This is a genomic window from Flavobacterium sp. (assembly GCF_044341265.1).
GTDB lineage: Bacteria > Bacteroidota > Bacteroidia > Flavobacteriales > Flavobacteriaceae > Flavobacterium.
On record NZ_JBIISA010000029.1, the window covers coordinates 23,492 to 36,937 of the forward strand.

The window sequence follows — 13,446 nt, forward strand, 5'->3', positions numbered from 1 at the left end:
TTTCGTTAAGTGAGGTTTCTACTTTCCCAGACTTTCTTCTTGTTGGATTTGTTGTTTTAGAATACTGCTTATTTCCCAAGCTAAATAATCACTTACTGTTTTTTTGAAATCTTGTAAAGTTGGCTTGGTGTCGATTGGTGCCGATTGATTCCAGTCTGCACCGTTTTTTGGGTCTATAGTTGCTTCGTGATACTCTTTCTCTGTAAAAATATTGAGTTTGCTTTTCCCAAAACGCACCAAGTTTATTAATTCTTCATAGCGTTCTTTGGCTTGATTAGTATCTTTTAAGTTATTGCTTGCTTTTTTGCGGTTGGTTCTTGAGTAGCCATCATTAGAAAAATCGATAAACTTTACCATTTCGTCTTTATGGTGTCTTTCGTTTATTTTGAAAACATATATATTGGTGTTTACACTTGACTTACCTATAAAAATGTCGGCAGGCATTTTTATACTTGCCAATAGTGTATGTTTTTCTAATATTTTTTGGTTGTATTCTTTAGCTTTACCCGAACCGGCAGAATTTTGAATAATAATTGATGCATAGCCTTTATTCATCATTCCCAATGCTTTTTCAACAAAGTTCATGCCGTTGCCACTTGCAGAGTATGGTGGATTTAATATAAAAGCATCGGCTGGAAATTTATTATTGGTTTTACCATAACCATAATTGCCATCAAAATCACTTAATGAATCTTTGTTTAAAATGTTGGAGCTACCATCGCCCATTAAAATCATATTTAGGATAGCTAACATATAAACGCTTGATAGCAATTCTAAACCAAGTAATTGTTCGGCCTTAATTTTAATTTCTTTTTGTGTAAGTTCTTTTGGTGAAGTAATGGTGTTTTTTGCATCATTTAACATTTCGTTCATAGCAGCAACCAATAAACCTGCTGAACCTGTTGCAAAATCCCAAACATAAGAATCTTTGTTTACACGTGCTAATTTTACTAAAAGATTTGAAACATAAGATGGCGTAAGTACAACATCATTTAGTTTGTCTTGTGAAAAACCTAACCAACCGTACATTTCGTTAAATAGTTTTCCTGTAAAATCGGTTGTTAAACCTATTTTGTAGTATATGCCTAAATCATCAACGATTTTAGTAAAAACTCTTTTTAGTTGGCTTTCACCGTTTTCAACCTTATTTATGTTTTCGGTAGTAAGAGTGTTTTGTAATGTGCGAAGTATGAGATTTTTCTTTTCTGTGGGAATTTCCTTTGCATCTAAAAAGGCTTTTATTTTTCTAACTATAATGTCACCGTCTGTATTACCAACTTCAATTGAAGATTTGAAATCGGATTTTTCAAGTGGTGCAACTTTACCAGGAATACCGAGTGTTGCAATAATTGAAGCGGCTACAAGATATACGCGGTCATTTTCTCCTAAACCTTTTTCGTTGTCATAAATGTCGTGATTAAGTTTTCTTAAACTTGTATCTATTTCTTTTTCTCGTTGCTCTTTTAGTTTGTCTATTTCTTTTTGTGTTAAACTCAAAGTTTTTACTTTTTCAATAAACGCATCAAAGTTTTTAGGTGCTAAAAAAGAAAAATCTGAAAACTCACCCACTTTTTGCCCAACACCAAAGTTGTTTTTAGAAACAAAATAAACTCCTATTTTATAGTGTATTTTTCCGCTTTCATCTTTATGACCTGTCATACCGATTGCTATAATGTCGGTGTAACTTGTATGATGCAGAAGTGCATTAGCATAATGTACTGCTCCATTTACGGCAAATGAATTGATGTTTTTAAAATGAGGTTCATTTTTAGCGGTTCTGTTTTCTACTTGATGGTTTGCATCAAGTTTTACTAAGCTATTTTTATAACCTTTATACTCAATAAGTATAGGGTAGAAGTTTAAATTTTTGTCTTGCAATAATAGTTTTGCATCAGGACGGTTTGCGCCTGTTCCTCCATTTTTAGTAAAATAATCTGAAAGTGCTTTGTCAATTTCTGCATTTAAAGATTCTTGTTCTAATTTATAATTTAACTTGTGGGTTTTAAGCCATCCATTAGCTAAATCTGCAATATTCGGTTCTACTGATTGTATCATTGAAATTATATTATTGGCTGTAAAGATAGTTTTTTTGTTAAAAATAAAAAGAGTTTTGCGCTAGCAAAACTCTTACATTTCTTTATGCTTTTTTAGGTTCTATTTGTAAGCGGTTAATATAACTCTATGGCTATTTTGGTTAATTTACTGGATGTAACAGCTTATGATTTATTAGAATCTATTCTAAAGTGATTTTTATGTAATTGGTTATTACTTTTTTTCTTCCTTATATTTTTTTGCTACAGATTGTCACTGATTTAACGGATTATTACAGATGCGTATCTAAAAAAAAATGCCGTTTTCTTATAAAAAAGAAACGGCTTTTAAAAATTGATTTGATTGTATTCTTTAAGTTGTTGGTGGTGTTGGTGTTACTTTTTTTGAAGCATTTATGGCTTTAGAAACTTTACTGAAACTGAATTGATCTTTTTGTGCAGGACTATCTTTATAAAACTTTGTAGAAATTTTAGAAACACTAATTACTTTACTGTATATTAAATTGAATTGTGTTATTGCTTCGGCAGTAATTGTTTTGCGAATTCCTTTATTGTTTTCTTGTGTTATGTCGGCAGCTTTTAGGGTGTCGGCATAGGCTGTAATTGTATTTAACATTGACATTGCTGTTCCTTGGGTTTCTATTTCGGTTGCTAATGCTGGTGTTAAATTGGTTTTGAATTGGTAGAGTAAGTTTATAAGTGCTTCTTGGTCGCCTTTTTGGGCTGCTTTGTGATAGCTTGTAAAACCGAGTTGGGTTAAAATTTCTGTTTGACGTGTTGGATTGGTTTTAAAATCTTCTACAAGTTGCACTTTTACCTCGGCTAGGTCTTTTATGGCTTGACGTTGAATGTTTAAAACTACTTGTGTTGCTTGACGTAAATCTTTTGCACTGTCTATACCAAGAAATGATTGAATTGTTGTGTTGATTTCGGACTGAAGATCTTCGAAGAATGGATCTGCCCATGTGGAACGCTTGGTTTGTAAAAATGCTTTGTTGGTAATTGCTGTTTCGATAATTGTTGCTGCTGCAATAAGCATATCGACATCTTTGGTTTTGTAAATTCTTTGAACTGTTGTCATACTATATAATTTTTAAAGTTAATTATTTATAAACATTAAATGGGTTATAGTATTGTATTGCAACTTTTTAAAGTTTTGTTAAAGTTTTAATTGGTCTTTTAGAGATTGGATTTCTTCTTTTAATTCTTTGTTCAGAACTTTTAACAACTCTATATGCTCTAAAACAAAATCTGGAACGTTAAAATAACTAATATTACCTGAATTAAAACTATTCCCTTTTATGTTTTTATAGACTACATTTTGATTATCCTCTTCATAAATTTGCTCCTTATTCACATCCAGTTTTTTAGCAAACAAATCCCATTCTTGAGAAGATATTTTTTTAAAGCCGTTTTCTCTACGACTATAATTAGGTTGTGTCATACCAACTAATTCAGCTAATTGCTCTTGAGAAAATCCTTTTTTTTCTCTTACCTCTCTAAGTTTTTCTTTTATCATAGTGTATTAGTTTTTAAGCAAATATAATTATCTAAATTACTTATGCAAAATTATGCAAAATAATTTTCGCATAAAATTCGCATAATTTTTTATTAGAATTTAAAAAACAACCATATATATTAGCAAAAAAATTAAACATTAGCTTTTTGAACCTTAGTGCACGAGTAGTATTAAAATTGATTTTGATTTATTTAGAGAAACAAAAAATATTTTATTAATCATCTAAAAAATAGAAAAGATGAAACTAGAAAATTTAAAATTAGACAAATTTCAAGACAAAGCTCTAAAAAAAGAGCAAATGTTTAAATTGAATGGAGGTAATACAGTAACCGCAGGAGGATTTGGATGTGGCGCTGGAACTGTATCTTCTGATATGAGTACTATTTATTCTTACAACTTTGGGTATGATATAAATAGAGGAAATGGACACATTACATATCACGACAGAACAAATCTTAAAAAAATTACTTCCGCGGAATGTAATGGAATGCAGAACGCCTAAAAATTAAAAAAGGTTTTTTTTAGTATGCCTGAATGGGTTTTAAGTTAATTTAGGCATACTTATCATTTTTTTTTAATCATCAATTAAATCCTTCAATTAACATAAAAAATTATGTCTATTCTGAAAAGAAGTAATCATTAAGACTAAAATTGAAATGTTTTACCATTCATCAATATAAAAAACAATTTTTTTTATCATTCGTTTTCATCTTAAATACTCTTTTTACTTACTTAGTTAGAGGTCAAAGTAATTGATATAAAAGAAAATACAATTATTTAAAGTACTTGTGTAAAATTATGCAAAATAATTTTCGCATAAAATTCGCATAACTTTGTATTGGAATTTAAAAAACAACCTTATAAATTAGCTAAAAAAAATTGAACATCATTTTTTTGAACCTAGTGCACGAGTATTATTAAAATTGATTTTGATTTTTTTTTGAGTAACAAAAATTATTTTATTAATCATCTAAAAAATAGAAAAGATGAAACTAGAAAATTTAAAATTAGACAAATTTCAAGACAAAGCTCTAAAAAAAGAGCAAATGTTTAAATTGAATGGTGGTGGAACTCGAACTCCAGGAGGTCATGGATGTGGAGGTGGAACTGTATCATCCAATATGGGTGCGTGTTATGATTATGATTTTGGATATGATATAGATCGTGGTAATGGAAATATTACTTATCATGACAGAACTAACGTCAAGATAATTAGTTTTTCGGAATGCCAGCCGAGATAGGGCAAGTAAAATGATTTTTTATTTGTTACTTTTTAGTAAGCCTGAATTAATTTAAGTTTAATTTAGGCTTACTTCCATTTTTTATAAGTCGTTAAATAAATCATCCAATTAAGATTAAAAAATTATATTCGTTCTGAAAAAGAATACTAAAATTGAAAATGTCTTACCATTTATTACTATGAAAAACACAATTTTTATATCGTTACTTTTCATCTTAAATACTCTTTTTATTAATTTGACTTATGGGCAAAGTAATCGATATAAAAGCAAATATCATCAACAAGATTTTGAAAGAAACAAAGTTTATGATAAAACCTATAATTTGTGGAAGTATAAGAATAGATTGTTTCCTAAAAAAAATGATACCCTAATACATCCGTACTTTGTTGAAGACAGAAATTACAAAGGATTTATAAATTATGGAATAACTTTTAAGAGTAAAGATTATAGAAATTTTATTTTTTGGGAAGATTTTCATGTGCATTTTTTGAAAGTCGATTTTCAAAAGGCTATGTTTAATCCTAAAGATAGCATAATTGAGATTGAAGGATATATATCTGGAGGTTGGGGTGATTTAGCAAAAAAAGAACTATTAGAAAATGGTATAGTAAACAGAATTGATGTCTTTCTAGGAGAAAAGATAGATACTACAAAAAACTTATTTTATAGTAAAATTGTCAATGAGGACTATATTGAGGTTAAATTAAACAACAATGATGTGGATGAAACCACAATTTTGGATTCATTTCCCGCTTTTTATTTTAAAAACTGTTCTCACCATCGAACTACTTCTTCAAAAGGAAGGAGGGAATTTAAGATAAAAGGAAAAGTAACAAAGAATACTCTCCTTGCATTTGGAGACCAAGACTGTTATTCTGAAATTTTTGATATAGGATCAATGGTATATTATCCTAAGAAGAATAATCGAAAAAGAAGAAAACAAAAAGAGGAAGTTGCTTATAAAACGCTTATCATTAAGAATGTATTAGTATCTGACATTGAAAAAGAAAAGCTAAAATCCAAAGAAATCAATTACTACACCTATACAGAAAAAGCTGAAAATTTTATTTTGCAAAAAAAGTATGTAAATGCCAAAGAAGAATATAATTTGCTTAACCAGAGATATCCAACTCTTTATGCAAGAGATATCCATAATGCTATCCGTTGCGCTATTTTATCTAGGGATTTAAAGACTGCTATTGTTTGGGGTAAAAAGTTAGCAGATAAAGGGGTAAAAATTTCTTATTTTAATTCTAAAATTTTTAATCCGTTAAAAAGAAGTATTGATTGGAAAAATTTCAGCACTCAATATGATTCCATTTATAATATAAACCAGAAAAAAATAAACAGTAACTTAAAAGTTCAAATAGAAGAATTACTAAACGAAGACCAAGCAGATTATGGAGAGGAAAACAGAAAAGAACCCAAAATTCTATATGAAACTACAGAAAGAGTTACAGATAAATTAATAGCATTGTTACAAAAAGAAGGCTATCCATCTGAAGAAAAAATTGGTGTTTTTACAAAGAATGATACTATATTAATTCAATCGCCAGCTTATAACGTAATTATTAGACATGCAGTACAGCAAAAACCAAAAGGACTTTCAAAACTTATGGAACTACTTGATAAAAGTGTCGAATTGTTAGAATATGATAAAGAGCGAAGTGGTAATCACAAAAATTTCCCAGGTGCCTGTTTACATATATATAAAGGGAATTTATACAATGATAAATCGTGTGGAAACAATGATTTACAGGTTAGAAAAATAGTATTTAAGTTTAGTAATCCACATCAATTTATTGTTGATCTTGGTGATTATATTATAACTGAATACAATAAAGAACACCCAGAAGAATATGATAAATATTACGAAGGAAAATTCAATTTAATTATGAAGCTTACCGATGATTGGGAGTTTTATGAAAAATAAATTTATGCAATGGTATTAATTTACAGTAAAGATGTTGACGATTTTGTAAACGATGTCATCGATTGTTTAAATGTTGATTTTATTAGAATTAGTGAATCGGATAGAATTACTATTGAAGAAATGGACTTTAGTAATGAAAAAAGTTCTTATCTAGTTAATGGTAATTATTTTGAAAGTGTTGATTTTGAAAAAATTAAAAGTGTTTGGTTTAATGGTGGAGTTATTAGTTCAGAAAACGATGACTATGAAGACAAATGTTATGAAATTCTAAACGACGGCTATCTTTTACAAAAAACAACAAAAAGGATAGGAAAAAGAATTGCGGATTTTGAAATAAATAGACTGGATATTATGCTCGAAGCTAAAAAACAAGGTCTCAAAATCCCTCATACTTTGATAACCGGAAATAAAGAAAAACTAGAAGATTTCTTTAAAAAGTATGAAAATAAAAACGGGATTATATCAAAAAGAATACTAGATAGTTATTATTATCAAGATGATGAGTTCTTATATAACTTTAACCTTACGTTTCCAATCACGAATAAAATTTTGACTCAAACACCAAAAGAGTTTTCAATTTCGTTTTTTCAAGAAAGAATTATTGCTGATTTTGAAATTAGAGTAATTTATATTGCTGGTCATTTTCAATCAACGGCTATTTTCAATTTTGAGAATAGTATTGATATTAGAACCAAATTTATAAAAATGGATAATTTAAGATTTGTGCCCTTTAAATTACCACAAGAAATAGTGGAAAAATTAAAAAAAGTTTTTCAGAAATTCAATCTAAATTATGGTTCTGCCGATTTGATGTATAGCAATAATGAATACTATTTTCTAGAAATAAACCCAACAGGACAAATTAGTTTTATAAACAACGCCTGTAATTTTCATCTAGAATATCTAATGGCAAAAAAATTAACCCATGGAAACTAAAAAACCTATAAATATTTTTAATGGACTTCAGTTAAGACTTGACGAGCAAAGCAAAGAAAAACCAAAAAGCAGTCTCATTGCAATAAGCGCATATAAAAACTCAAGAAATATAACAAAACCATTTGTAAAACCAATATCAAAAATATTTTAAGTTGAAATCTAAAAATTTTATTCTTTTTGCTGACTGTTTACCTATAAAAGGGGCTAACAGAAGTCTGATTTGTGATGTCAAAAACAATCAATATCATTTTATTCCGAATGGATTGTATGACATTATTGAAAAATATAATGGTGAGACAATAAATTTTGTAAAGAAAGAGTTTGAAAATGAATATGACGAAATTATTGACGAATATTTTGATTTTTTGTTTGATAATAAATTGATTTTTTTTAATGAAAATCCTCAACTTTTTCCAAAAATTAACAACCAATGGCATTCCCCATCTTTAATAACAAACATGATTATTGATTATGATGAGATAATGCACGAATTAAAGAGTTTACTACCTCAATTTGAAAAATTGAAATGCTCACATATTCAATTGAGATTTTTTAAAAAAATCAGTTTGGATTATATTACTGAAGTTGTCCAAATTTTAAAAGAAGAAAAATCTAGAATTGTCTCTATAGATTTCGTACTTCCATTTCACGAAAACTTCAATATAGAAGCAGTAACAGAATTGATTGCAGAAAACAGCAGAATTCATTCAATTGTCCTTTTTAATTCGTTGTATGATAAAAGCTATCCCCCAATAAGAGAAAAAATGGGTTACATTATGCATGTAAAAAGAAACATCGTTAATGAAAGCCATTGCGGAATCATAAACCAAGAGTATTTTTATTCAAATATTACTCTTTATACGGAATCTCAACAACACAACACCTGCCTTAATCGTAAAATATCCATTGACAAAGATGGCAACATTAGAAACTGCCCATCAATGCCTAAACATTTTGGCAACATTAAAGACACTACACTTGAGGAGGCGTTAAATCATCCTGATTTTAAAAAATACTGGAATGTAAATAAAGATATGATAGCAGTTTGCAAAGATTGTGAATTTCGACATATTTGTACCGATTGTCGTGCTTATACTGAACGCACCCATTTTGAAGAAGACATTGATTTATCCAAACCATTAAAATGTGGCTACAATCCTTATACTAATGTTTGGGAAGAATGGAGTACCAATCCGCTTAAAGAAAAAGCAATTGAATATTATGGTATGCAAGATTTAGTTAAAAATAATTGATTAACGATTGAAGATTAACGATTTCTGATTGCAGATAAAAAAATGCGTAAAAATTTCCCATTCTACAAACAACCCGACACCAAAGACTGCGGTCCAACTTGTTTAAAAATTATTGCCAAATATTATGGCAAAACACTCAATATTCAAACGTTAAGAACTTTTAGCGAAACCACTCGCGAAGGTAGTAATCTTTTAAATGTTTCAGATGCTGGAGAAAATATAGGTTTTAAAACATTAGGAATTAAAGTTAACTTAAATAAATTATTAGAAGCCCCACTTCCTTGCATTTTACATTGGAATAGTGAGCATTATGTAGTTCTTTACAAAATTAAAAAAGACATCTTTTACATTTCTGACCCAGCACACGGTTTAATCGAATACTCAAAAGAGGAGTTTATAAAATTTTGGATTGGCAATAATGCCGATGAAACAACTGAAGAAGGCATTGCATTGTTATTAGAGCCGACCGTTAAATTTCATCAATCGGAATTTGATAAAGAAGACAAAAAAGCTTTTGGCTTTTCCTTATTATTTAAATATCTATTTCCTTACAAGTCTTTTGTGATTCAACTTGCTATTGGGCTTTTAGCAGGTAGTTTATTGCAATTGATATTTCCTTTTCTAACTCAAAGTATTGTTGATGTTGGTATTCAAAATCAAAATATTCATTTTATTTATTTAGTGCTTTTTGCTCAATTGTTTTTGTTTTTTGGGCGTACAGCATTGGAACTAATTAGAAGTTGGATTTTACTTAATCTATCTACACGAATAAACATTTCTTTGATTTCTGATTTCTTTATCAAGTTAATGAATTTACCTATTTCGTTCTTTGATGTTAGAATGACAGGCGACATTATGCAACGCATCAATGACCATCATAGAATTGAAAGAATTTTAACTACATCTTCTTTAAGTGTTTTGTTTTCTGCAATTAATATGGTTATTATGGGTGGCGTTTTAGCTTACTATAATCTAAAAATATTTGCGGTTTTTTTTATTGGAAGTATATTCTATTTTGTATGGGTTACGCTATTTTTAAAAAGGCGAAAAGAACTCGACTATAAACGATTTTCGGAGGTTTCACAAGAGCAAAGCAAAGTAATTGAACTTATCAATGGAATGCAAGAGATTAAACTTCATAATGCCGAAAAGCAAAAACGTTGGGGTTGGGAATACATTCAAGCTAGATTGTTTAAAGTTTCCATGAAAGGATTGGTTTTAGAACAAACACAAACTATAGGTTCTAATTTTATCAATGAATTAAAAAATATTATCATCATTTTTCTATCTGCAAAATTAGTTATTGACGGACAAATAACACTTGGTATGATGATGGCAATTAGTAGCATTGTTGGAAGTTTAAATGCTCCAGTACTGCAATTAATTGACTTTATCCGAGAAGCCCAAGATGCCAAAATATCACTGGCTAGATTGAGTGAAATTCACGAGAAAGAAGATGAAAGTCAACAATCTGCAACGCAAACAAACGAGATTCCAGAAAACAGCGACATTGTAATTAAGGATTTATCTTTTAGATATACTGGTTCGGATGTTAATGTTTTACAAGATTTAAATTTAACGATTCCAGCCAATAAAATAACTGCTATTGTTGGAACTAGCGGAAGCGGTAAAACTACTTTAATGAAATTGTTGTTGAAGTTTTATGAGCCTAATAGTGGTGACATTATGTTGTGTAACTCTAATGAGATTCCTCCTAGCGTTGGACGCGAGAGCTTTGCTCGAACTGGCGAAGCAATGACAAGTTTGCGTGGGGTTAATTTGAAGAACATTGCTCAAAAAAGTTGGCGTTCGCACGTTGGAACCGTAATGCAAGAAGGTTATATATTTAGTGATACTATTGCTAATAATATTGCAATTGGTGTTGATATAATTGATAAAGAGCGTTTAGTTTACGCATCAGATGTAGCCAATATAAGAGAGTTTATACAAGATTATCCACTAGGTTATAATACAAAAATTGGAATGGAAGGCGTTGGAATGAGTACAGGACAAAAACAACGTCTTTTAATTGCGAGAGCAGTTTATAAAAATCCCGAAATGTTGTTTTTTGATGAAGCGACTTCTGCCCTAGATGCTAATAATGAAAAGGAGATTATGGAGAAACTGGATGTTTTCTTTAAAAATAAAACAGTTGTCGTAATCGCACATCGATTAAGTACTGTTATGAATGCTGACCAAATTGTAGTTTTAGAGAAAGGTAAGATTGTTGAAATTGGTAATCATAAAGAGCTAATAGATTTGAAAGGAAGTTATTTTAAGCTGGTAAAAAATCAATTGCAATTAGGAAGTTAATGATTAACTATTGAAGATTAACGAATTTTGAATGTTGAATAACGAATTTTGAAATGGAACATACAGAAATAGAATTAAGAAGTGAAGAGGTACAAGAAATACTTACTCGTGTGCCGCATTGGTTAATCCGTTGGGGTTCTGTTATTGTTTTGTGTATTTTATTGATGCTTTTTTTTGTTTCTTGGCTGGTTAAATATCCCGATATTGTTTCTACTCAAATTGTAGTTACAACCTATGTACCTCCTCAAAAATTAGTAGCAAAAACATCGGGCAAAATTGAAGCAATACTTGTAAAAGACAAAGAGGTAATTACTAAAAATACACCCATTGCTGTAATTGAAAATTCTGCCAATTATAAAGATGTTTTTCTACTAAAAAGCATTATAGATACTATAAATATTGATAATTCAAGTTTTCCATTTGAGAGTTTAAAATCAATTCAACTTGGCGATATTGAAAGTAGTTTTGCTTTATTTGAAAAAGAATATATTGCAGATGAACTCAATAAAGAATTACAACCTTACAAAATTGATGGAACAGCTCAAAGTTATGAAGCAATACAACTAAAGGAGCGATTGGGTTTATTAGAATCTCAAAAAGGAATCAATCTAAGTGAATTAGAGTTGCAAAAAAATGATTTAGAACGCTACGAAACACTTTATAAAAAAGGAATTATTGCAACGCAAGAACTAGAAAAACAACGTTTGCAATATTTACAGGCACAAAAAAATTATAAAAGTTTATTGAGTACTATTTCACAATTAAAATCATCTTTAAATGAATTAAACAGAAGTAGTAAAACCACAAAAATAAACGAAAATAAAGAGAATGTAAATTTAGAGCGTAATGTAATACAGGCTTTTTATAGTTTAAAAAAAGCTATCACAGAATGGGAGTTAAATTATGTTTTTCGCTCTTCTATTGCTGGTAAAGTTTCTTATTTACAACTTTGGGCAGAAAATCAAACTGTAAATTCTGGCGATGCTGTTTTTGCAATTATTCCAACTTTAAAAAGTGGTTTTATAGGTAAAGCAAAAGCACTAGCCCAGAACTCGGGTAAAATAAAAGTAGGACAGAAAGTAAATATTAGATTAGCAAATTATCCTGATAGAGAATTTGGAATAGTTGAAGGAACGATAAAAGCTATTTCTTTAACTCCTGATAAAGACGGAAATATTCTTATAGATATTTCTTTACCTAATGGACTAAAAACTTCTTATAAAAAAGAAATAGCGTTTCAACAAGAAATGGCAGGAACTGCTGAAATTATTACCGAAGATTTGCGATTGATTGAAAGGTTTCTCTACCAGTTTAGGGATGTTTTTAGAAGATGATTTTACAAAAATGGATTGTCAACTAGCCCCGATAGTAATGAAAATCTTGTCTTTTTTGACAAGATTGTAATGGATAGCGGGAAAATGGACAGCAAAAATGACCACGCCATTCGCTTCTTAAAATCATAAAAAAAGTCATTATATCAATTACAAATTTGACTTAATGGCTTTAAAAAAACAATACGTATAAATGCGTATTTATCCTTTTATTTTTTGAGTAAATTCTTTATCAGAATTAACTACTTCTCCGTTATATTGTAATTTCCAACCCATTAAATTAGTTACAACTAATATTTTTGACAATTCGCTTATCAAACGGTTTTTTGCATTCGATTTTAAGGTAGATTTTTCTATTTTTTTTGCTAAATTTTCTTTGGCAATTTTATTAATCTTATTGTAATCGTCTCCTGTAAATTCGTTAAATGTACTTTGATCTACATTATAATATTTAATATCCGGACTGATTTTTATTTCCTCTTTTGGAATACTTGTAATTGTTAATGTCTTGTTTGGAGCGTCGATGTCATATTGTACTTTACTCAAATCAAAACTTACTGTTACATCTGCATTGATGACTACAAGTGCTTTTTTGTCAAATGAAATTAAATCTCCAAGATACTTGTTTTGGTCTTTGTAGGTCATCACTTGAGAGAAATGTCCTTCGGTAACTACTAATTTACCTACGTTTTTAATTTGCTCCTGAATAAGATTAGTATCGTATTCTACTGAAGATGAATCTTTTTTTACAGTAACCAATTGGTAGATTAAAAAACCAATAATTGCAAAAAGAATTAGATAAATAATCTTTCCAGAGCGAATTAATGCTTGAACCAAAGGAGTCATCACATTTTTAATATCGGTCTCGG

At 29.4% G+C, this 13,446-nt stretch carries 12 protein-coding genes; 8 read left to right on the plus strand and 4 right to left on the minus strand.

Features of this window, described 5'->3' with window-relative positions; translation table 11 throughout:
• Positions 1–18: 18 nt before the first annotated feature.
• From ACIQ06_RS12765 to ACIQ06_RS12775, 3 genes are all read right to left on the minus strand, one after another.
• The gene (locus tag ACIQ06_RS12765; protein ID WP_396146900.1) at positions 19–2,055 is read right to left on the minus strand and encodes a class I SAM-dependent DNA methyltransferase; all 2,037 of its coding nucleotides are present in this window, start codon (positions 2,053–2,055) and stop codon (positions 19–21) included.
• 348 nt (positions 2,056–2,403) lie between these two features.
• Positions 2,404–3,132, minus strand: a complete 729-nt coding sequence (locus ACIQ06_RS12770; protein ID WP_396146902.1) for a hypothetical protein — start codon at positions 3,130–3,132, stop codon at positions 2,404–2,406.
• A gap of 78 nt (positions 3,133–3,210) precedes the next feature.
• Positions 3,211–3,570, minus strand: coding sequence for a helix-turn-helix domain-containing protein (locus ACIQ06_RS12775; protein ID WP_396146904.1), 360 nt, complete (start codon positions 3,568–3,570; stop codon positions 3,211–3,213).
• 238 nt (positions 3,571–3,808) lie between these two features.
• On the opposite strand from ACIQ06_RS12775, the gene ACIQ06_RS12780 reads away from it, so the two are divergent.
• The 8 genes from ACIQ06_RS12780 to ACIQ06_RS12815 all read left to right on the plus strand — a co-directional run bounded on the left by ACIQ06_RS12780 (position 3,809) and on the right by ACIQ06_RS12815 (position 12,580).
• Positions 3,809–4,072 (plus strand): TIGR04149 family rSAM-modified RiPP, encoded by a 264-nt coding sequence (locus tag ACIQ06_RS12780; protein ID WP_396146905.1) that lies wholly within the window; start codon positions 3,809–3,811, stop codon positions 4,070–4,072.
• A gap of 484 nt (positions 4,073–4,556) precedes the next feature.
• Positions 4,557–4,811 (plus strand): TIGR04149 family rSAM-modified RiPP, encoded by a 255-nt coding sequence (locus ACIQ06_RS12785; RefSeq protein WP_396146907.1) that lies wholly within the window; start codon positions 4,557–4,559, stop codon positions 4,809–4,811.
• A 178-nt stretch (positions 4,812–4,989) separates the two neighbouring features.
• Complete coding sequence (locus ACIQ06_RS12790) at positions 4,990–6,744, plus strand: hypothetical protein (protein WP_396146909.1); 1,755 nt, start codon at positions 4,990–4,992, stop codon at positions 6,742–6,744.
• A gap of 9 nt (positions 6,745–6,753) precedes the next feature.
• Entirely contained in the window at positions 6,754–7,680 is a 927-nt protein-coding gene (locus tag ACIQ06_RS12795) for a hypothetical protein (protein WP_396146911.1), read from the plus strand.
• Positions 7,670–7,831, plus strand: a complete 162-nt coding sequence (locus ACIQ06_RS12800) for a hypothetical protein (RefSeq protein ID WP_396146913.1) — start codon at positions 7,670–7,672, stop codon at positions 7,829–7,831. Before ACIQ06_RS12795 ends, ACIQ06_RS12800 begins: the two co-directional genes overlap by 11 nt.
• A 1-nt stretch (position 7,832) precedes the next feature.
• Positions 7,833–8,933: a grasp-with-spasm system SPASM domain peptide maturase gene (gene gwsS / locus ACIQ06_RS12805; protein WP_396146915.1), complete on the plus strand. Its 1,101-nt coding sequence runs from the start codon at positions 7,833–7,835 to the stop codon at positions 8,931–8,933.
• Positions 8,934–8,975: 42 nt separating this feature from the next.
• Positions 8,976–11,246: a peptidase domain-containing ABC transporter gene (locus ACIQ06_RS12810; RefSeq protein WP_396146918.1), complete on the plus strand. Its 2,271-nt coding sequence runs from the start codon at positions 8,976–8,978 to the stop codon at positions 11,244–11,246.
• A 53-nt stretch (positions 11,247–11,299) separates the two neighbouring features.
• Positions 11,300–12,580: an HlyD family secretion protein gene (locus tag ACIQ06_RS12815; protein ID WP_396146921.1), complete on the plus strand. Its 1,281-nt coding sequence runs from the start codon at positions 11,300–11,302 to the stop codon at positions 12,578–12,580.
• 198 nt (positions 12,581–12,778) lie between these two features.
• Here the strand turns inward: ACIQ06_RS12815 and ACIQ06_RS12820 are convergent, their stop codons facing one another.
• Positions 12,779–13,423, minus strand: a complete 645-nt coding sequence (locus ACIQ06_RS12820) for a DUF4230 domain-containing protein (protein WP_396146952.1) — start codon at positions 13,421–13,423, stop codon at positions 12,779–12,781.
• Positions 13,424–13,446 lie beyond the last annotated feature (23 nt).